The organism is Carnobacterium mobile DSM 4848 (genome assembly GCF_000744825.1).
Taxonomy (GTDB): Bacteria; Bacillota; Bacilli; order Lactobacillales; family Carnobacteriaceae; genus Carnobacterium_A; species Carnobacterium_A mobile.
Genome location: NZ_JQMR01000001.1, coordinates 51,513 through 72,357 on the forward strand (window position 1 = coordinate 51,513; position 20,845 = coordinate 72,357).

20 protein-coding genes are annotated in these 20,845 nt (G+C 30.4%); all 20 read left to right on the plus strand.

What is annotated here, in order from left to right:
- The first annotated feature begins 17 nt into the window (after positions 1–17).
- The 20 genes from BR87_RS00205 to BR87_RS00300 all read left to right on the plus strand — a co-directional run bounded on the left by BR87_RS00205 (position 18) and on the right by BR87_RS00300 (position 20,770).
- On the plus strand, positions 18–1,100 hold the full coding sequence (locus BR87_RS00205; RefSeq protein ID WP_035027304.1) for a glycosyltransferase family 4 protein: 1,083 nt from the start codon (positions 18–20) through the stop codon (positions 1,098–1,100).
- 161 nt (positions 1,101–1,261) lie between these two features.
- A complete protein-coding gene (locus tag BR87_RS00210) occupies positions 1,262–2,227 on the plus strand; it encodes an LCP family glycopolymer transferase (RefSeq protein WP_084683532.1) in 966 nt (321 codons plus the stop codon).
- A gap of 250 nt (positions 2,228–2,477) precedes the next feature.
- The gene (locus tag BR87_RS00215) at positions 2,478–3,644 is read left to right on the plus strand and encodes a nucleotide sugar dehydrogenase (protein ID WP_035027306.1); all 1,167 of its coding nucleotides are present in this window, start codon (positions 2,478–2,480) and stop codon (positions 3,642–3,644) included.
- 177 nt (positions 3,645–3,821) lie between these two features.
- Positions 3,822–4,832 (plus strand): UDP-glucose 4-epimerase GalE, encoded by a 1,011-nt coding sequence (gene galE / locus BR87_RS00220; RefSeq protein ID WP_035027308.1) that lies wholly within the window; start codon positions 3,822–3,824, stop codon positions 4,830–4,832.
- Positions 4,833–4,899: 67 nt separating this feature from the next.
- Positions 4,900–5,784, plus strand: coding sequence for a UTP--glucose-1-phosphate uridylyltransferase GalU (galU, locus tag BR87_RS00225; RefSeq protein WP_035027310.1), 885 nt, complete (start codon positions 4,900–4,902; stop codon positions 5,782–5,784).
- 96 nt (positions 5,785–5,880) lie between these two features.
- Positions 5,881–6,498 (plus strand): acetyltransferase, encoded by a 618-nt coding sequence (locus BR87_RS00230; RefSeq protein ID WP_035027312.1) that lies wholly within the window; start codon positions 5,881–5,883, stop codon positions 6,496–6,498.
- Positions 6,499–6,522: 24 nt separating this feature from the next.
- Entirely contained in the window at positions 6,523–7,668 is a 1,146-nt protein-coding gene (gene wecB, locus BR87_RS00235; protein WP_035027314.1) for a non-hydrolyzing UDP-N-acetylglucosamine 2-epimerase, read from the plus strand.
- 254 nt (positions 7,669–7,922) lie between these two features.
- Positions 7,923–8,660 carry a YveK family protein gene (locus BR87_RS00240; RefSeq protein WP_035027316.1) on the plus strand — a complete coding sequence of 246 codons (738 nt, stop codon included), beginning with the start codon at positions 7,923–7,925 and terminating at the stop codon, positions 8,658–8,660.
- A gap of 13 nt (positions 8,661–8,673) precedes the next feature.
- Complete coding sequence (locus tag BR87_RS00245) at positions 8,674–9,378, plus strand: CpsD/CapB family tyrosine-protein kinase (RefSeq protein WP_035027318.1); 705 nt, start codon at positions 8,674–8,676, stop codon at positions 9,376–9,378.
- 651 nt (positions 9,379–10,029) lie between these two features.
- Positions 10,030–10,692, plus strand: coding sequence for a sugar transferase (locus BR87_RS00250; RefSeq protein WP_156959057.1), 663 nt, complete (start codon positions 10,030–10,032; stop codon positions 10,690–10,692).
- A gap of 450 nt (positions 10,693–11,142) precedes the next feature.
- On the plus strand, positions 11,143–12,078 hold the full coding sequence (locus tag BR87_RS00255; RefSeq protein WP_084683533.1) for an ATP-grasp fold amidoligase family protein: 936 nt from the start codon (positions 11,143–11,145) through the stop codon (positions 12,076–12,078).
- A 28-nt stretch (positions 12,079–12,106) separates the two neighbouring features.
- The gene (locus BR87_RS00260) at positions 12,107–12,856 is read left to right on the plus strand and encodes a glycosyltransferase family 32 protein (RefSeq protein ID WP_035027322.1); all 750 of its coding nucleotides are present in this window, start codon (positions 12,107–12,109) and stop codon (positions 12,854–12,856) included.
- A 15-nt stretch (positions 12,857–12,871) separates the two neighbouring features.
- Positions 12,872–13,873 (plus strand): glycosyltransferase family 2 protein, encoded by a 1,002-nt coding sequence (locus tag BR87_RS00265; RefSeq protein WP_051929575.1) that lies wholly within the window; start codon positions 12,872–12,874, stop codon positions 13,871–13,873.
- A gap of 176 nt (positions 13,874–14,049) precedes the next feature.
- On the plus strand, positions 14,050–15,501 hold the full coding sequence (locus BR87_RS00270; RefSeq protein ID WP_035027324.1) for a flippase: 1,452 nt from the start codon (positions 14,050–14,052) through the stop codon (positions 15,499–15,501).
- Positions 15,502–15,547: 46 nt separating this feature from the next.
- A complete protein-coding gene (locus BR87_RS00275) occupies positions 15,548–16,531 on the plus strand; it encodes a glycosyltransferase family 2 protein (protein WP_035027326.1) in 984 nt (327 codons plus the stop codon).
- Between the two features lie 75 nt (positions 16,532–16,606).
- Positions 16,607–17,056 (plus strand): PssD/Cps14F family polysaccharide biosynthesis glycosyltransferase, encoded by a 450-nt coding sequence (pssD, locus tag BR87_RS00280; protein ID WP_035032603.1) that lies wholly within the window; start codon positions 16,607–16,609, stop codon positions 17,054–17,056.
- Positions 17,057–17,075: 19 nt separating this feature from the next.
- The gene (locus BR87_RS00285; protein ID WP_035027328.1) at positions 17,076–17,579 is read left to right on the plus strand and encodes a glycosyltransferase; all 504 of its coding nucleotides are present in this window, start codon (positions 17,076–17,078) and stop codon (positions 17,577–17,579) included.
- A gap of 8 nt (positions 17,580–17,587) precedes the next feature.
- On the plus strand, positions 17,588–18,727 hold the full coding sequence (locus BR87_RS00290) for a hypothetical protein (RefSeq protein ID WP_035027330.1): 1,140 nt from the start codon (positions 17,588–17,590) through the stop codon (positions 18,725–18,727).
- A 69-nt stretch (positions 18,728–18,796) separates the two neighbouring features.
- Complete coding sequence (locus BR87_RS00295; RefSeq protein ID WP_051929577.1) at positions 18,797–19,678, plus strand: SP_1767 family glycosyltransferase; 882 nt, start codon at positions 18,797–18,799, stop codon at positions 19,676–19,678.
- Between the two features lie 21 nt (positions 19,679–19,699).
- The gene (locus BR87_RS00300; protein WP_035027334.1) at positions 19,700–20,770 is read left to right on the plus strand and encodes a glycosyltransferase family 2 protein; all 1,071 of its coding nucleotides are present in this window, start codon (positions 19,700–19,702) and stop codon (positions 20,768–20,770) included.
- Positions 20,771–20,845 lie beyond the last annotated feature (75 nt).

The window sequence follows — 20,845 nt, forward strand, 5'->3', positions numbered from 1 at the left end:
GAATGAGGGAATAAGTTATGAAAGTTTTACATGTGAATGCAGGTTTGGAAGAAGGCGGAGCGAAGACACATATTTTGTCTCTTTTGTCGCAGTTTGATGTTCAATCAGCAGAATTACTGGTATTAGAAGAGGGAATCGTTGCGAAAGAAGCGCGAGATTTTGGGATAACAGTTCATACTCTTGGTCAAGGATCTCGTTATGATCTATCAGTTCTAAAAAAACTGGTAACTTTTATTAATACTGGTCATTTTGATGTTGTACATACTCATGGAGCAAGGTCGAACTTAATTCTATCTCTTATTAAAAGAAAAATCAAAGCAGCATGGATCATCACAGTTCACAGTGATCCTAAACTTGATTTTGTAGGAAAAGGCATAAAAGGAAAAGTGTTTGCTTATTTGAATGTAAGAAGTATAAAAAAAGCTGACGGTTTAATTGCAGTAACTGAAGCATTCAAAAAAGAGCTAGTGGAGATGGGAATTTCTAAAAACCGTATCTTTGTGATTTACAACGGTATCGTTTTTGACGGGCAGAGAAGTGATCAAAAAAAATATTCTACTTTTACAATCAGTTATATCGCTCGATTAACTCCTATTAAAGGTCATGAATTTTTATTTGAAAGTCTAAAAGTTAGTTCTTTAAAAAACTTTCATTTGAATATTATAGGAGATGGAGAATTAAGGAAAACACTAGAACAAAAAGCTGAAGGGTTAAATCTATCAAAAAATATCCAGTTTCATGGTTTTTTAGATAAGTCAGCTATTGAAAAAATATTGCACCAAACCGATCTTTCTGTTTTAGCTTCTTATAGCGAAGGATTCCCATTAGTTTTACTAGAATCTGCTAATCAACGAGTTCCTTTTGTTAGTACGGATGTCGGAGATGTTGCAAAGTTGGTGCCAAATGAAAGTTATGGCTGGCTGGTTCCTGTAGGAGATCAATCAGCTTTTGCAAAAGCGCTGAATGAAGCATACAACGATTGGCATTTGGGTGAGTTAGCAGAGAAAGGTGAGAAACTATTTCAGTTAGCCTCTAAGGAGTTCTCTCAAGAACGTTTCTATCAAGAAACAATAGTCGTCTATCAAAAGTATGTAAAATAGACACAACACCTTTAAAACATGTAACAATGAATTGCATAGACTACATGCATTTTCACAGCTTAAGTAAAATTTAAATTGCAAAAAGTAAAACGACTGGTACAATAAAAGGGCAATGTGAAAAAATAACAGGTATACATAAAGATTCGGAAGAGGGGAAAGAAATGGCTAAATCACGTTCAGAAATGAGAAACAGCTCCCATAAACGACCTAAGAAAAGAAAAGGTCTGAAAATTTTCTTAGGAGTTGTTATTGTATTGTTGGCTGTATTCGGTTTGTTTATTTGGAAGGTATATAGCGATGTGACCGGTACGACTGATAAAATTTATAAAGATGTTGCGGATAAAGAAGAAGTGAGAAATAAGCCAGTCAATGTGGATAAGAGTGAAGCTTTTTCTATTTTGATGTTGGGTGTGGACACAGGTGACTTAGGACGGACAGAACAAGGTCGGTCAGATACCATCATGGTGATGACAATTAATCCTAAAACGAACGAATCTAAAATTGTCAGTATCCCGCGTGATACATACACTGAAATTGTCGGTAAAGGTACAATGGACAAAATCAACCATGCTTATGCTTTTGGCGGTACATCGATGTCAATGAATACTGTTCAAAAATTACTGAATATTCCAATTGACTATTATGTAGAAGTGAATATGCAAGGAATCAAAGACATTGTGGATGCAGTTGGTGGTATTCAAGTGACTAGTCCGTTAACGTTCACTTATGAAGACTACACCTTTACGGAAGGAAAAATTGAAGCACTTGATGGAGCAAAGGCCTTAGCTTATTCTAGAATGCGCTATGATGATCCTAATGGAGATTATGGCCGCCAAGAAAGACAGCGCCAAGTTCTTGAAGAAATCGTTAAAAAAGCTGCTACTTTCTCTACGATTGCCAAATACCAAAGTGTCCTTGGAACAATGGAAAACAATATGCAAACCAATTTATCTTTTGCTGATATGGTAGATATTTTCAGCAAGTACCGTTCTGCGGCTGGCAATATTGAACAAGTTCAATTAGAAGGCGAAGGCGTGATGATGAACGGAGTGTCTTACCAACAAATCGCGCCTGAAGAACTTAGCAGAGTATCTACTTTGTTAAGACAACAACTTGAATTAGAATAATCAACAATAAAAAAGAAAGCATTACAAAATAATTTGTAGTGTTTCTTTTTTTAAAAAATTCTGCTATTCAGTATTAAAACAATGTATGGTAAAATAAAAACGTATTGTATTGTTAATAACATAGTAAACACAAAGCAAATAATTATTTTATTCATTTTTCTAAAAAAACGATCAGCAATGATAGTGAAAAACAATAGAATAATATTTCCTTTTTGATTTAGATAGAACTATTGATAAGGGAGCAGGAGAAATGAAGATAACAGTAGTAGGTACAGGATACGTGGGATTGTCTAATGCAGTCTTATTAGCTCAACACAATGAAGTAACAGCGTTAGAAATTGTTGAAGAAAAAGTAGAGTTGATCAACCAAAAAAAATCCCCGATTGCAGATAAAGAGATTGAAGAGTACTTAGCAACTAAAGAATTAACTTTAACAGCTACAACAGATAAAAATACTGCCTATAAAGATGCCGATTTTGTCATCATTTCAACACCAACCAACTATGATGATAAAAAGAATTATTTTGATACATCGACCGTAGAAGGTGTGATTGAAGATGTCTTAAAATACAATCCGTCAGCAACGATGATCATAAAATCGACAGTGCCTGTTGGCTATACAAAAGAAACGAAAGAGAAATATGGTGTGGAAAACATTATTTTTGCTCCTGAATTTTTAAGAGAAGGCAAAGCATTATACGATAATCTCTATCCTTCACGAATTATAGTAGGAGAAGAATCAGAAAAAGCTGCCATTTTTGCTGAACTATTAGTTGAAGGAGCAGTTAAAGAAGACATACCTGTTCTATTTATGAATTCTACTGAAGCTGAAGCAGTAAAACTATTTTCAAATACTTATTTAGCTTTAAGGGTAGCATACTTTAATGAGTTAGATACTTATGCAGAAGTAAGAGGATTAGACACAAAATCAATTATTGATGGAGTAAGTTTAGATCCTAGAATTGGTTCTCACTATAACAACCCATCATTCGGCTATGGCGGCTATTGCTTACCAAAAGATACAAAACAATTATTAGCTAATTATGAAGACGTACCAAACAATATTATTGGAGCAATCGTTGATGCGAATCGGACACGTAAAGATTTCGTTGCTAGTCAAATAGTCGAAAAACATCCAAAAGTTGTGGGCATTTACCGTTTGACGATGAAAAAGGATTCCGATAATTTCAGAGCTTCTTCTATTCAAGGCATCATGAAACGAATCAAAGCCAAAGGAATTGAAGTTGTAGTCTATGAACCAGTCTTAAAAGAAGCTACTTTTTACAATTCAAAAGTAGTAAATGATTTTGAACAATTTAAACAACTATCAGATATCATTGTTTCTAATCGTTTAGAAGAAGAATTAGTCGATGTAAAAGAAAAAGTCTATACTAGAGACTTGTTCAATAAAGATTAAGAACAGTCTAAGATATAAAGAATCACTGTGAAATGAGATTGCGGTGGTTTTTTATTAGTTGATCAGTAGACAACGGTACCAAAACGAGTCTTACGATTGTTATTTCAGTGGTTGTATATTATGATTGTAAGGCAAAGTATTTCAATGAGAGTTAAATAAATTCAAAGGAGCGTTTAGATGGCTATTCTCGTTACGGGTGGTGCTGGTTATATCGGCAGCCACACAACAGTTGAATTATTAAATGCAGGCTATGAAGTAGTAATCGTTGATGATTATTCAAACAGCAAACCAGAAGTATTAAGTCGTATTAAAGAAATCACTGGGAAAGACTTTAGTTTTCATGAAGTGAATATTTTAGATAAAGCGGTTCTTGAAGAAGTCTTTCAAGCGCATAAATTGGATGCAGTGATTCATTTTGCAGGCTATAAAGCGGTGGGGGAATCTGTTGCTGAACCGTTGAAGTATTACCATAATAATCTAACCGGTACATTTGTCTTAGCAGAATTAATGGAAAAGTATAATGTAAAAAAAATGGTCTTTAGTTCTTCGGCAACCGTATACGGCATGAATAATGTATCACCACTGACAGAAGATTTACCATTGAGTACCACAAATCCATATGGTACAACTAAAATGATGATTGAACAAATTCTGCAGGATGTTTACAAAGCAGACAATACTTGGAGTATCGCATTACTCCGTTACTTCAATCCAATTGGAGCACATGAAAGTGGTCGAATCGGTGAAGATCCAAATGGCATCCCTAATAACTTGATGCCATATATTACGCAAGTAGCAGTCGGCAAGCGCAAGGAATTGAGTGTTTTTGGCAATGACTATAGTACTCCAGATGGAACAGGAGTCCGCGACTATATTCATGTCGTTGACTTAGCCAAAGGACATCTAAAGGCTGTTGAAAAAGTTCTCAAGTCGGAACAAATTGAAGCCTACAACTTGGGTACAGGAAAAGGTTACAGCGTATTAGATGTAGTAACGAACTTTGAAAAAGCAACTGAACAAAAAGTACCATATGTTATTGTTGACAGACGTCCTGGAGATATTGGAACGTGTTATTCAGATGCTTCGAAAGCAGCAACTGAATTAGGCTGGAAGGCTTCATATAATTTGGAAGAAATGTGCCGTGATTCTTGGAGATGGCAAGAAAACAATCCGAATGGATACGAGTAAGTAAACCAAAATGAATTAATAAAAGTATCGTAATTACTTTTTAGATCATGTTAATGGAGGAAGTCAAATGCAAAAAGTTAGAAAAGCGGTTATTCCCGCAGCAGGTTTAGGAACACGTTTTTTACCAGCGACAAAAGCAATGGCCAAAGAAATGCTGCCAATTGTAGATAAACCTACGATTCAATTTATTATTGAAGAAGCAATCGAGTCAGGAATAGAAGAAATCTTGATTGTTACAGGGAGAAGCAAACGATCAATTGAAGATCACTTTGATTCAAACTTTGAATTAGAACAAAATTTAAAAAGCAAAGAAAAATGGGATTTATTGAAATTGGTTGAAAGTACTACTAAGATCAAATTGCATTTTGTACGTCAATCTTATCCAAAAGGTTTGGGCGATGCTGTCCTACATGCGAAAAGCTTTGTTGGAAATGAACCGTTCATTGTTTTATTAGGTGATGACATGATGAAAGATGAGGTGCCTTTAACGAAACAATTAATTAACCAACATGATAAAACCGGTTTATCAGTTTTAGCTACTATGCGAGTGCCTGATAAAGATACATCAAAATATGGAATCGTAGACCCAGCAGAAAAATTAGAAGAAGGACTATATGAGGTCAACCAATTTGTTGAAAAACCCAAAGCTGAAGAAGCACCAAGCAATTTAGCTATCATTGGACGGTACTTATTAAATCCTGAAATCTTTGAAATGCTGGAAAAACAAGCACCTGGAGCAGGAAATGAAGTTCAATTAACGGATGCCATCGAGCAGTTAAATAAAACTCAAAAAGTATTGGCTCATGAATTTAAAGGAACACGCTACGATGTGGGAGATAAATTCGGCTTTATGACTACGAGTATTGAATATGGCTTAGGTCATCCAGAAGTAAAAGATGACTTAAAAGAATATTTAATCCAACTGAGTAAAGAATTACGTACAAAAGAGTAAGCAAAATGAAAGCATAGTCTAAAGCAAAATTGGCTGTGCTTTCTTTGTCTTTTTAAAGCCGTTGCGGTTTATGGATGAAGAAAGGAGTTAAAAGAAATGGCGGAAAGAGTAGCTGTTTATGGTCAAGGGGGTCATAGCAAAGTTATTCAAATGATGCTCAATGACAGTGTTGATCAACAAATCGGTTTGATAGCAGATGATGATCAAGCAAAAGTAAATGAACAAGCAACCGTAAAAATAGTTCTTGCTGACAAGTTACCAGATTACCAAAAAGAGTTTGACAGCCTGATCATAGCAATTGGAAACAATGAGATTAGAAGAAAAATTGCTGGAAAATATCAAAGCATGCAATTTGCCACTGTAATTGCAACAACTGCAGTAGTAGCTAAGGATGCTATCCTTAGAGAAGGAACGGTTGTGATGGCAGAAACAGTTATTAATCCTGATGTGCAAATCGGTAAACACTGTATTATCAATACAAGTGCGGTCGTCGAACACGATTGCAGGATAGGGGACTACTCTCATGTTTCCCCGGCAGCAGTTTTAACTGGAAATGTTCAAGTAGGAAACAATGTACATATTGGAGCAAACGCAACGATTTTACCTGGTATAAGGATCGGCGATTATGCCGTGATTGGTGCAGGAGCAGTGGTCATTAAAGATGTAGCAGCCGGCAGTGTACTGGTAGGTAATCCGGCACGAAAGATAAAGTAGAAAATGGTAGAAAGGAAGAGGGAAATGAAAAAAATTAAAGTAATGACTATTTTTGGTACACGGCCAGAAGCCATTAAAATGGCTCCGCTTGTATTAGAGCTAGAACGACAATCAGACCGTTTTGAATCAGTAGTTGTGGTTACTGCGCAACACCGTCAAATGTTAGATCAAGTACTAGACATATTTAAGATTCAGCCGGATTATGACTTAGACGTGATGAAAAATCAGCAAACCCTCGCGCAAATTACTGCAAATGTGTTGATTGGATTAGAGGATGCAATGAAACATGAAAAACCTGATATTGTTTTAGTACATGGTGATACAACAACCACATTTGCGGCTGGTATTTCAGCTTTTTATAACCAAATTAAAGTTGGCCATGTTGAAGCTGGTTTACGTACATGGAACAAACAATCGCCTTTTCCTGAAGAAATGAACCGGCAAGTAACCGATGTGTTATCGGATATTTATTTTGTACCGACAAAAGAGAGTGCCGCTAATCTGCTAAAAGAAAATCATTCGTCAGAGCATGTTTATATTACTGGAAACACTGTAATTGATGCCTTAAAAGAAACTGTTAAAGAAGATTATCAGCATGAAATACTAGATAAAATAGCTGACGGAAATCGATTGATTTTAATGACCATGCATCGAAGAGAAAATCAAGGTAAACCAATGGAACGTATTTTCCGAGCTGTCCGTCAAGTAGTTGATAGTCATCCGGATGTGGAGGTGGTTTATCCCGTTCATCTAAATCCAGTTGTTCAAGAAATGACAATTAAAGAATTAGGCGATCATGAACGTATACACTTAGTTAATCCGCTTAATGTCATTGATTTTCATAATATTGCTGCCAGAAGCTTTATAATTATAAGTGATTCTGGCGGAGTCCAAGAAGAGGCTCCTTCATTAGGAGTTCCAGTTTTAGTCTTGCGAGATACGACAGAACGTCCAGAAGGGGTAGCTGCTGGTACATTGAAACTTGTGGGGACAGAAACGGTCAATGTTTTAGATGCCATAACAGAATTACTGGATGTTTCCGAAATACATCGCAAAATGGTAGAAACGGCTAACCCTTATGGTGATGGAAAGGCTACTAAACGTATATTAGATGTTATTGCATATGAATGGAATATGTCAACATTGAGGCCTGAAGATTTTAATTGTTAAGTAGAAAAACGGGATATGATAGAGCATCAGATATTGAAAATATAGCGTACCAAAACGCAATTTAATTAATAAAAATATAGCACGTAAAAATAGAGAAAAATGAAAAAATACTTTTCTTTATTAAAAGAAAAGTATTTTTATGTGAAAAGTTATTAAAAATTGCCGAATATTACTGGCATTATGATATACTATGGAAGTATTTATTTGAAAAGAAGAAAGAATAAAATTTAAAAGGGTATGTGTAGGAGGAAATCATGGAAGAAGAAATTAGTTTAGCGGAATTATTCGCTATTTTAAAGAAAAGAATGACGATGATTATTAGTATAGGTTTAATAGGAATTATCTTAGCGGCTGGCTTTACTTTTTTTATAGCAACACCGAATTACAGTTCATCCGCCCAAATATTGGTCAACCGTACAACAGAATCAGCAGAAGGTATGCAATTGAATGATATCAACACAAATATCCAAATGATCAATACATATAAAGATATTATTAAAGGTCCAGTTATTTTAAATCAAGTTAGTGAAAGATTGGAAACAAATTTGACGACAGCTCAACTATCAGACAAAATCGAAATTGAGACACAAGCTAATTCACAAGTTTTTTCGTTGGTAGTAACGGATGTAAGTCCTTTAGACGCAGCTGAAATAGCCAATGAAGTCGCAACAACTTTTCAAAACGAAATCGGTAATATTATGAATGTGGAAAACGTAACTATTATTTCTGAAGCTGTTCCTAATAATAATCAAATTTCTCCCAACAATTCGCTAAACTTAATTATCGGTTTGTTAAGCGGGTTGATAATTGGGGCCATTGCAGTATTTTTAATTGAATTTATGGATAAAACTGTCCGAGACGAACGATTTATTACAGAAGAATTGGGTTGGACAAGCTTAGGAAATGTCTCTGAAATGACTCAAGCAGAATTAGTGTCAACAGTAGAAACAGCTAAACAAAAAAATACACGAAGAGCTCAAAGTAGAGTATAAGAGGTGAAGAGAAGTGTTTAAAAAGAAACCTAAAGAATTGAACAATGAACGTCCTAGTTTGATTACATTAACAAGACCTAGTTCAGTAATAGCAGAACAATTCCGTACCATCCGTACCAACATTCAATTCTCGATGGTCGATAATGATTTGCAAACCATGATAGTGACGTCGGCAGGACCAGGAGCAGGGAAATCAACAATTTCAGCTAATCTGGCCGTGACGTTTGCGATGCAAGGAAAGCGTGTTTTATTAGTGGATGCAGATATGAGGAAACCAACTGTTCATAAAACTTTCCGCCTAACCAACAGTGATGGTTTGACTACTTTGCTAACAGAACGCAACATTAGTATTGGTGATATTGCTCACCGAACGCCAACAGAGGGACTGTTTGTTATTACCAGTGGTATCATTCCACCGAACCCTTCAGAATTATTAGCTTCTAAACGCATGGATCAATTGATGAAAGAATTTGAAGAATTATTTGATTTAATTATTTTTGATATGCCACCAGTGATAGCCGTAACAGATGCACAAATTATGGCTAGTAAAGTCGATGGCACGATTTTTGTTATCAATAAAGGCGGAGCTGATAAAGAGATGGTACTAAAATCGAAAGAATTTTTGGAAATGGTAGATGCCAACATAATTGGAGCTATTTTTAATCGTGTGGAGTTATTAGGTGATAATTACTATTATTATTACGGAGAAAAGGAGTAATTAATATATTCAATTTGCATTGTCACGTTTAATCTTATTTCTAGGAGAAGGAACCGAGATCGGTAAAAGAGTGCTGAAAACAATTAATATTGATAACATGTAGTATTATGATAAGAACTCTTTAAATGAAATAAGCGCAACAAAAATAAAAAAGACATTGGTTAAAAAAATGGTGAAACCTCCGACAAGCTTTTAAAGATTGGTTCCTTAGTAAAACGATTATTCCTCTATCACCTAATTATTGGAATAACCTGTAATTTTGCGTTTTTTAATTAAAGTAATATTTCTAATAATTAAAAAAGGGTTAGAGTATAAAAATGTAAGAGAATATGTAAGTAATTGACAGGTAGTTTTCCTATCAATTACTTATTTTGAAAGAACAAATAAGTAATGATTAACAATGGCATAGCGCTTAAATCAAAAAAAAGATTATTAGGAAAAGTCTATCAAATATTATCAAAGCTGTTTTTAACCAAATAAAAAGATGCTTAATTCTAAGTGTTTTGATATGAATCTTAATAGGTATAAAGAATTCAATTTTGAGAAAACATTATTTTAATGGAATTCTTTCTTGTAGATACCGGGAATATTATGTCATAAATATTTGTTTTATAGATGACTATTAAGGAACCAAGAAAGGGGAAGAAATATATGATCTCGGAGGAGTTATATGTTAAAGAAGATCTGAAAATTGAAATAAGAGAAAGGATCAGTTATAACATAACAAAAAGATTCATTGATGTTATTCTAGCATTAGCTGGTTTAAGTATCTTAGTTCCTTTGTTTTTAATTGTTGCAATTATAATTAAAATTGATGATCCGAATGGTCCCATTGTTTTTTCGCAAATAAGAGTAGGGAAAAACGGAGAGTTATTTAAAATGTTTAAGTTCCGTTCAATGTATGCTGATGCTGAAACAAAGTTGGCAAGTCTATTGGAATTGAATGAAATCGAAGGCTCGATGTTTAAAATGCGAGAAGATCCTCGTATTACTCGCATAGGAAAATTTATCCGTAAATGTAGTATCGATGAACTACCTCAATTATTTAATGTGCTATTAGGAAACATGAGTCTCGTTGGACCAAGGCCGGCACTGCCAAGAGAAGTAGCGACTTACAGTGATTTTGATAAGCAAAGACTTTTGGTTATTCCTGGAATTACAGGTTTATGGCAAGTCAGTGGAAGAAATTCATTAACATTCCAAGAAATGGTCGCTTTAGATTTAAAATATATTCAGTTAAGATCTATAAGACTAGATTTTAAATTACTTTTTAGAACTATTAAAGAAGTTATTAGCCATCAAAACGCTTACTAATATTTTTATGAAATAAGATTGTTACATATCATTAATTAAAAGAATATAAGTATTTTGAGGACAATATGAATAGAAATTGCATTATTAATTATCAAAAGATTACTTAGTAAAGAAACATGATTTATGGCAATATAGAATAAATTGAAGTTGTTGATTAAATATGAGTCACTTTAATTTCCTTTCTACTTGTGATTATACATTCCTCTCTATAGCAGAAATAGAGAATATAATAAAGCAGAATTTTTTTCAAATGTTCCTTTCCAATTTCTCAATTTGATAAAAATTTGGATACAATTGATTCAAACTTTTTATCCTATTTATTAATATTGGGGATTTTATAATCAAGATTAAAGTTTTATATTATGGAAAAAGTCATAGCAGAGTATTGAGATTTGTATTTTTAAAGTAGCAAATCATAGAAGAGAATCAGTTTAATTTGGAGGCGTAGTTTTGAAAGTATTTTTAAAAAAGCACTTTAGTATATTATTTAGGATTCGGAATGGTATAATAAGCAGAAAATCTTATTTATATTTAAAGAATTTAACACCTAACAAATATAAGTTGAATATAGAAGAAGAATATAAAAAGAAAACGGGCTTTGATTTAAATCTTGATAATCCTAAAACTTATACGGAAAAAATGCAATGGGCAAAATTATATGAGAATACTCCACTTAAAACGGAGTTAACAGATAAACATTTAGTAAGAGAATGGGTAAAGCAAAAAATAGGTTCCGAATATTTAATACCAATATATGGTGTTTGGGAAAAATTTGAAGACATTGAATTTGATAAATTACCTAATTCATTTGTTTTAAAAGCCAATCATGCTTCAGGATGGAATATAGTAGTAAAAAATAAAGTGAATTTTGAATATAACCTTGCGAAAAAAAAATTCAATAAATGGATTAAAAAAAATTATGCTTATATATATGGATTACAACTACATTATAAAAATATAAAACCTCTTATTGTTTGCGAAAAGTATATAGAAGATAGTAACGGTGAGTTAGTAGATTATAAATTTATGTGTTTTGATGGAAAAGTATATTATTGCTGGGTTGACGTTGGTAGATTTGAAGATCACAGGCGTAACGTATATAATACTCAATGGGAATTGCAGCCCTGGATTCAACACAATTATAAAAATACAGATTATACCATTGAAAAACCAAAGAATTTTGAAAAAATGCTTGAAATAGCTGAAAAATTATGTCAAAATTTCTCACACGTTCGTGTTGATTTATACAATGTTGATGACAAAATTTACTTTGGAGAAATGACTTTTACTAATGGTTCAGGTTATGAATTAATATATCCTAATAAATATAATTATATGTTAGGCAATTTATGGAAATTACCTTTAAAGCACAGCAGAAACGAATAAAAAAATATATAAATAGGGAGGAATTACTATGATTCCTAAAAAAATTCACTATTGTTGGTTTGGTGGTGGTGAACCAACTGAAAGCGTGCTTAAATGTATAGAAAGTTGGAAAAAAGTTTGTCCAGAATATGAAATAATTCAATGGAATGAAACAAATTATAATATTGATCAAAATGAATATATAAAACAAGCATATAATAGTAAAAAATGGGCTTTTGTAAGTGATTATGCACGTCTAGATATATTATATAATCACGGTGGTATATATCTGGATACAGATGTTGAATTAATAAAAAATTTGGACCCATTACTTAAAAACAAAGCTTTTGTTGGAAAAGAAGGTGTTGATAGCATATCTACAGGGCTTGGGGTAGGATCAGAAAAAGGGCTACCAATAGTTAAAGATTTAAGAGATATATACGATAAAATGGAATTTTTTGTCAATGGTAAGCCAAATGAGGTTACTTGTGTAGAAATAACCACAAAATATTTACAAGAACATGGTTATCAAAATAATGATGAGTTTCAAAACATTAAAGAATTATCAATATATCCTATTGACTATTTTTGTCCGTTAAAACCAGGAAGTATGAAATTAAATATAACCAAAAATACTTATTCAATCCATTGGTTTGAGGGAAGTTGGAAAAATTCAAATAAAATTCTAAGAAAATTTGAATTTTATTTGATACCATTAAAAAAAATAAGCAAAAAAACTATTAATAAATTATTTGGGGAAGACAGCTACGAAAAACTTAAGTTGAAAATAAAAAACTAAGAATAGGATTTTAGAATGTCAGAATTAGTATCAGTAATTATACCTATCTATAATAGTCAAAAGAAAATAAAGAAAACGATCCAAAGTATAGTTGATCAAACATACGAAAATCTTCAAATTTTACTAATAGATGATGGTTCTACAGATCAAAGCCTTTCAATTTGTCGTGGTTTCGAGAATATTGATGAAAGAATCGATATATATACTGGCGAGAATTTAGGTGTTTCACATGCTCGTAATACAGGACTAAAGGCTAGTAAGGGTAAATATATTTATTTTATTGATTCCGATGATTATATAGAAAATAATACAATAGAAACTTTAGTTACAAACATTGAGAAATATGAAGCAGATATTTCTATTATTGGTTACAGTATGTATTGGGATAATGGTAAAGTGCAAAAAATGTCGAACCCTGATACATTAAAAATTTTAGGATATGAGGATGCAATAAAAGAATGGTTTTCAAGTAGGTTATTTAAAGGATTTATGTGGGATAAAATGTTTCGTTCGGAATTATTCAAAGATATTTTTTTCCCCGAAAGTTTAAGTTATATGGAAGATGTTTACATAGGCAATAAATTATTTTTAAAAAGCCAACGAGTAGTATATAATGGTGAAAATTTATATATGTATTATCAAAGTAATCAGAATATTACTAATGGAGCTTTTAAAAAAGAATATTTAGAGGGATTGGAAAGTATTAAGTTTATGGTAGATTTTTCAATAAATAATGGATGTAAATATGATGAAGCGGCTTATTCACGACTGATTCAAACCTCATATGATTTTATTGAAAAAATATATAATAGTAAACTAGAAGAAGAATATAAAGCTGAAATCAAAGAATTGTTAGATAATATTAAAAATCACCAAAATTATATTTTTTCTCAATATATTAAGAAAATAAATAGTTTTTTTATATTCCTTTTAGCAAAAGGAATTAGTCCAAAACTAGTAACTAGAATAAGAAGTGGATTGCTAAATATAAAAAGAAGAGTACTACCTGAAAAATAAATATTTAAGCTTTGGAAAAACAAAACAACTACTGATTAACATATTAAAATTAATTTGGTTTAGTGTTAGAGAAATATTTAAATAGTTCATTTTCGCGCACATGTTTAAAAAATATTTTCTCTCAAAACTCATAAAGTTAATAGAGAAATATATTTTTAGGAGTAGGAGAGTAAATTTTGAAAGAAAAATCACTGGTAAAAAACGTTATATTCAATTCTATTTATACAGGTCTTAATATACTTTTCCCGCTTATAACTGCACCCTATGTTTCAAGGGTTTTAGGAGCATCTAATTTAGGCCTAGTAAATTTTGCTGCATCGTTTGTAAATTGGTTTGTCATAATTGCTGCATTTGGTACAGCAACATATGGTGTTAGAGAGATTGCAAAGAATAAAAATGATCAAAGCGCTTTAAATAAGGTGTTTTCAGAAATTATGATTATTAATACCATAATGTCTTTACTAATGTTTTTTATTTATATAGTTATTATTCTCTATATGACTCGATTCCAAAGTGATTTGACTTTATATGGTATTATGTCTTTAACATTATTATTAAATATGTTTTCTATTGATTGGTTTTATCAAGGTCTAGAAGAATATGGATATATTACAATTAGAAACGTTATGTTTAAAGTTATATCTATTATTTCTATATTTATTTTTATAAGAAATAGTCAGGATTATACAATTTATGGACTTATAAGTATTTTAGCTACTAGCTTAAGTGGAATTTTAAACGTTATTTATAGTAGAAAATTTGTTAAATTCAGTTTTAAGAATGTAGCTTTACTAAAGCACATCCCCAGATTATCAATATTTTTTAGTCTTACATTAATCGTAAGTTTATATACTAATTTAGACCAAACATTGTTGGGACTATTATCAACGAGTGCTGCTGTTGCATATATGAATAGGAGTAAAACTATCACTGCAGCAGCCAAAGCACTAGCTACTTCTATAAGTAATGTTACACTTCCAAGAGCTTCTTATTATATGAATACTGATAAGAAAAAATTTGCTGATCTTATTAACGTTGTGCCTAATTTTATTTTGTGGATAACGATACCTTTAACTATAGGAATTATGTTCCTTTCTTCTAATATTATGTATATTTTAGGAGGCAACCAATTTATAGGAGCGACTAGTCTTTTACAAATTATTTCTCCAATAATTATACTAGGACCATTATCATCTTTTTTACAAAACCAATTTTTAGTACCAACCGGAAATGAACGTTATGGATTAGTAGCAGCAATTTTAACTAGTATACTAAGTGTGCTTTTAAATATTGTTTTAATACCACGATATAGTTTTAATGGCGCTGCCGTTACATCAGTAGTATCAGAATTATTTGCAGTATTAAGTAGAATATTTATTATTAAAGAGCTTATCCAATATAAAGATATTAATATAGTAAATAAAAACTTTTATAAATATTGTTTTTCTGCATTAGTAATGGGTTTAATTATTTTTCTAATAAAAAGTATAATAATTAATCCATTTGTAGAGCTCCTATTATCTGCTTTATTTGGGGCTTCAGTTTATTTTATTATGTTATTTTTATTAAAAGAAGAAGTGACATTTTTATTAGTGGGTAAACTGAAAGAAAAAGTGAAGTTTTTGTAGCTCATGGCTGATCTTATCTTATATTATATTTTAAGAGGAGAAAAATATGTATAAAATCTCAATAATCATACCTCATTATAATTCAATATTTTCTTTGAAATATCTGCTCAGTACTATTCCTGAGATACCAGAAATTCAAATTATTATTGTTGATGATAGAAGCACATTTGATAACGAAAGTTATGATAAATTAGCAAAAACTATAAAAAGAAAAAACATACTTTTTCTTAGAAATACTAGTGAAAACAAAGGAGCAGGCGCTTGTAGAAATATAGGTCTTAATTATGCTAAAGGAGAATGGATTTTATTTGCTGATTCAGATGATTACTTTATTGAAAAATTTTACAACACAATTTCGAATTACCTTGAATCTGAGAATGATGTAATATTTTTTACTCCTACTAGCATCGAAATAGAATCTGGTAAAGTATCAACACGTCATTTAGCTTATGAAACTTTAATCGATAATTATATTTCATTTCCTAACTATAAGAACAGCCTTGATCTTAAATTTAAATTTTTTGCACCCTGGTCAAAATTAATAAAAAGAAAATTAATTGAAACGCATCATATAAAATTTGATGAAGTAATAGCTTCAAATGATGTTTTATTTTCAACTAAAGTAGGATACTATATGAAAAAATATGAAGTAACCCATAAAAAAATTTATTGTATAACTAGAAAAAAAGGGAGCCTAACTACACAAGTTTCTTTAGATGTTTATAACTCACGCCTACAAGCTTTTATTAGACAATCTAATTTTTTGAAAGAAGGATTACCTAAAGATAGTTATGACAGTCTTGAATTAATTGGACGTTCTATGCTATTAAATGGTTTTTATTATAAAATAGGTTATGTCAATATATTAAAGACTTTTGTATTGATGCAGAAAAATAATATCAAAATTTTCGATTGGAAATTATTAAATCCTTATTTTATATTAAAAAAATTATCTTTCTATAAGAAACAATTTAATAAAGATAAAAAATTTTTGGCGAATAAAAATGATCATATTGATATTCAATACTAAGAAAGATAAAGAGATTAAATATTCAATTAGGAGATATATATAATTATGAGCAAAAAGCTAAATAGTAACAAAAATATAAAGGTTTGTTTAGTAGGCTCAAGTGGTGGACATCTGACACATCTATATATGCTGAAGCCTTTCTGGGAAAATAAAAATAGATTTTGGGTAACCTTTGATAAAGAGGATGCTAAAAGCCTTTTAGAAGGAGAAAAAGTTTATAATTGTTATTATCCTACGAATAGAAACGTTAAAAATTTAATAAAAAACACCTTTTTAGCTGTAAATGTATTATTAAAAGAAAGACCAGATTTTATTATTTCTTCTGGAGCGGCTGTAGCTGTTCCGTTTTTTTATCTTGCAAAGTTAATGAGAAAAAAATTGATTTATATAGAAGTATATGATCGTATAGACAAACCAACTTTAACGGGTAAATTAGTATATCCTATTACTGATATATTTATTGTTCAGTGGGAAGAAATGTTAGAAGTTTATCCTAAAGCAACTAATTTAGGAAGTATTTTTTAATTTAAAAGAAGGTGAAAAAATGATATTTATTACAGTTGGTACACATGAACAACAATTTAATAGATTAATAAGGTATATAGATGACTTTTCTTTAGAAAATAATATTGAAGAGGAAATAATTATACAAAGCGGTTATTCTGATTACAATACAAAAAATTGTAAAACTAAAAGACTATTATCTTATAACGAAATGATTACTAATGTTGAAAAAGCTCGAATCATTATCACTCATGGAGGTCCATCCAGTATTATGATGCCATTACAAATTGGTAAAGTTCCTATTGTAGTACCGAGGAAATATGAGAACAACGAACATGTAAATAATCATCAAGTGTCTTTCTTAAAAGCTTTAGAAGAAAGACAAGCGAATGTTATTCCCATTTATGATATTAATGATTTAGGTCAGGCTATCCTAGATTATGATATTATTGTAGAGAAATTAGAAAAAGGTGTAACAAACAACAACGAAAAGTTTAATAATGACTTATCAAGAATTATAAATAAAATAGTTAACAAAAAGTAGGTGAAAAATTGAATTTCAAAAAAGTAATTAATTTAGATTTTAAAACATTTGATTTAGCAATTATTTTAGTTTTGATTTTTAGCAATTTAGTTTTTCTTGAAGATAGTGTTAATAATATGTTGTTAGCAGCAGTCATTTTATTACTTGGTTTTTTTCGTTTTTTTAAACCAGGGATAAACTTTAATAAAGTTTTTCTACTTATAATTTCTTTAAGTAGTTTTATTACAGTAGTAACATGGCAACCAAACAAAATATCATTAATTGTATTATTGTTTTTATATTTAATTGCTAAATCAAATCCTAAGTTAATTAATATTGATTTATACATCAATCTTTCGATAATAATCTTTTTATTAATAACTTCTTTTTATTTTTTATTTGGATTAAATATTGATTATGATACAACAATATGGAGACCGTTAGAAGGAAAGTCTTATCCAAGGATGAGTCTAGGATATTATCATTCTAACCAAGCTATGCTCAAGTGGTTAATTTTAGTTATGGCTTTATTTTCTAAGGGGCTAAGTAAAAGTAATATGACTAAGATTATACCAATTCTAGTAATTACATACTTACTTTACTCAGTGACGGTGTCCCGTACATCTACCCTTATTGTTTTTATGATATGTTCATTATTTTATATTTTTAAAAATAAATTACATATAACTTTAACAAAAAAAATGGTTAATATTTTAGCATTATTACCACTGTTCTTTACAGTTATATCTTTGTTGATGGTTAGATTAACTGAAATTACTTGGATTAATAATTTATTATCAGGTAGGCTCGTTATCTATAGTAATGCTTTACAGACCTATGGTATTACTTTATTGGGAAGCTCAGAAATTGAAAAATTGATGTTCGATAATGCTTTTCTTCATATGTTGCTTGGAAAGGGAATCATTTTTAGTGTTATTTATTTTTTCCTTTTTTACAAGGTTGTTAAAGGAGCTGAGTACATTACTTTTAGAGAAGCTCTCATTATTTTAGGTTTTCTTTGTGTAGGGATCATGGAAACTATGTTATTGAAATTTGAAATATTGATTCTACTTATCGCTATGTTATATAGAGAGAAGGATGAACTTCTAGTTCCATATAGTACTGGTAAAAAGAAAAAAATATTTAAGAGAATTACACTTTCGAGGTAATATTTTCTGTTATAGTAAAGTGATTAAAAAAGTGTTTTTGATTTTATTATTATTGAAAGGATGATTGTCATGTTTGAAAATTTAAAAAATTTTATTTTTAAAAATATATATAAGATTACTAAACATTCATCTAAAAATCCAAAAATCTATAGTATTGAAGAAACTATAGATAAAATAATAACAGATAAAGTAGCTGTTAGTAGATATGGTGATGGAGAATTCAAATGGATGGCAAATAGAAATCAACAATCTTTTCAAAAGAATTCGCCTCAATTAAAAAATAGATTGATCGAGATTATAAAAACTGATGAAAAAAATCATATAGTATGCTTAACAGACGTATTCGGAGATTTGAATCAATATACTGAAGAAGCTAAACTATGGTGGGAAATATTTATGGGGAAATTTAGATATAAATGGATTTCATTTCTAAAGCCAGGCAAGGATTATTACAATACCAATATTACTAGACCCTATATGGATTATAAAGACAAAGAAAATATAGGAGAACGTTTTGAATTACTTAAAGGTATTTGGAATGAGAGAAATCTATTGATTATTGAGGGAGAAAAAACGCGTCTAGGTATAAATAATGATTTATTTGATAATGCTTCTTCAATTAAGCGAATTCTTTGCCCATCAACAAATGCATTTGATAAATATGACGTAATTATTAATTCAATAAAAAGTAGTACAACTAAAAATGATTTAATATTAATTGCATTAGGACCAACAGCGACTATATTAGCATATGACTTATCTTTAGTTGGACTTCAAGCAATTGATATTGGCCATATAGATATAGAATACGAATGGTATTTAATGAAATCTTTACAAAAAGTTCCTATAAAAGGAAAATATGTCAACGAAGCTTCAAATTTACAAGACACAGCAATTGAAGAAAATGATGATCCAAAATATCTAAATTCAATTATTTTACAAATTAAATAAAGAATGAGGTTTGATTATTATATGAATAATCCTAAAGTATCTTTCATTATTATAACTTATAATACTAAAGAAACTTATCTGAAAAAAAGTATAGATTCAATAATCCAACAAACATACAGGGATATTGAAATCATTATCGTTGATGATGGTTCTACTAATGGAACTGAAAAACTATGTGATGGATATGCGAATTATGATTCTCGGATTCAAGTCATACACCAAAAGAATAGTGGGGCAGGAGTTGCACGCAATAAAGGAATTGAGATTGCACAAGGCGAGTGGATCGCTTTTATTGACTCTGATGACTGGGTATCTTTAAATATGGCTGAAAATATCCAAAAGCATTTTTCTAATGAACAAGATATTATTTCTTTTGGGTATGCAGATTATATTGGTAATAAATATTATAATCATATGTACGGGAATTCAGAAAGCATTCAATTTAAAAAATCAGAATTTGAGTCTATTGAATTAGCTATTATGAAAGATAAAGAAGAGACAGAGAAATACCCAATGTTTTTTGGAGCAGTCTGGAATTGTGTTTATAGACGAGAATTTTTAAATAGAAACAATATTCGTTTTGTTGCGAGTTTAAGAAGAGCACAAGATGCTGTCTTTAATTTACATGCTATAGAAAAAGCAGGAAATATAATGTATTTAAAAGAAGAATTTTATTATTATAGAATACACAATGAATCTATATGTCACCGTTTTGCGAAAAATCCTCAAATATATGATGCCTTGATTAATGAACTGTTTAAATTTTGTCAGTTAAACAATAAAGATATACGATTTTATAAGGCATATGATAATTTTAGAGCTACCTTTTTATTAGAATCTATTAAATTACATTATTTCCACAAGGATAATCCCAGTCCAAAAAAAGAACGTATTAATCAGTTAGATAAAAGTATTAACAAGGAACCTTATAAAAGCTTAATGGTGAAATATGATAATATTGATTTGAATAAGAAGCAAAAACTGCAATTAAATCTTTTGAAAAATAAAAAATATTTTGAATTACAAAGTATTTTTAGACTTTATTACAAAGTAAAAAGCTCTCAACAAAAAATTTATGATTTAACAAAATAATTATCTTATAGTTTGTTGAATCATTTACATGAAAACATTGGAATGCTTTTCATGTAAATGTTTTAGGAGGCATGT

Excerpts from the sequence above, each read along its gene's own strand:
- BR87_RS00250 (WP_156959057.1), top strand. The coding sequence starts at position 10,030 with ATGATCTCGGAGGAGTTATATGTTAAAGAAGATCTGAAAATTGAAATA.
- galE (WP_035027308.1), top strand. The coding sequence starts at position 3,822 with ATGGCTATTCTCGTTACGGGTGGTGCTGGTTATATCGGCAGCCACACA.
- BR87_RS00265 (WP_051929575.1), top strand. The coding sequence starts at position 12,872 with ATGTCAGAATTAGTATCAGTAATTATACCTATCTATAATAGTCAAAAG.
- BR87_RS00300 (WP_035027334.1), top strand. The coding sequence starts at position 19,700 with ATGAATAATCCTAAAGTATCTTTCATTATTATAACTTATAATACTAAA.
- galU (WP_035027310.1), top strand. The coding sequence starts at position 4,900 with ATGCAAAAAGTTAGAAAAGCGGTTATTCCCGCAGCAGGTTTAGGAACA.
- BR87_RS00240 (WP_035027316.1), top strand. The coding sequence starts at position 7,923 with ATGGAAGAAGAAATTAGTTTAGCGGAATTATTCGCTATTTTAAAGAAA.
- BR87_RS00210 (WP_084683532.1), top strand. The coding sequence starts at position 1,262 with ATGGCTAAATCACGTTCAGAAATGAGAAACAGCTCCCATAAACGACCT.
- BR87_RS00215 (WP_035027306.1), top strand. The coding sequence starts at position 2,478 with ATGAAGATAACAGTAGTAGGTACAGGATACGTGGGATTGTCTAATGCA.
- wecB (WP_035027314.1), top strand. The coding sequence starts at position 6,523 with ATGAAAAAAATTAAAGTAATGACTATTTTTGGTACACGGCCAGAAGCC.
- BR87_RS00275 (WP_035027326.1), top strand. The coding sequence starts at position 15,548 with ATGTATAAAATCTCAATAATCATACCTCATTATAATTCAATATTTTCT.
- BR87_RS00295 (WP_051929577.1), top strand. The coding sequence starts at position 18,797 with ATGTTTGAAAATTTAAAAAATTTTATTTTTAAAAATATATATAAGATT.
- BR87_RS00285 (WP_035027328.1), top strand. The coding sequence starts at position 17,076 with ATGATATTTATTACAGTTGGTACACATGAACAACAATTTAATAGATTA.
- BR87_RS00260 (WP_035027322.1), top strand. The coding sequence starts at position 12,107 with ATGATTCCTAAAAAAATTCACTATTGTTGGTTTGGTGGTGGTGAACCA.
- BR87_RS00205 (WP_035027304.1), top strand. The coding sequence starts at position 18 with ATGAAAGTTTTACATGTGAATGCAGGTTTGGAAGAAGGCGGAGCGAAG.
- BR87_RS00230 (WP_035027312.1), top strand. The coding sequence starts at position 5,881 with ATGGCGGAAAGAGTAGCTGTTTATGGTCAAGGGGGTCATAGCAAAGTT.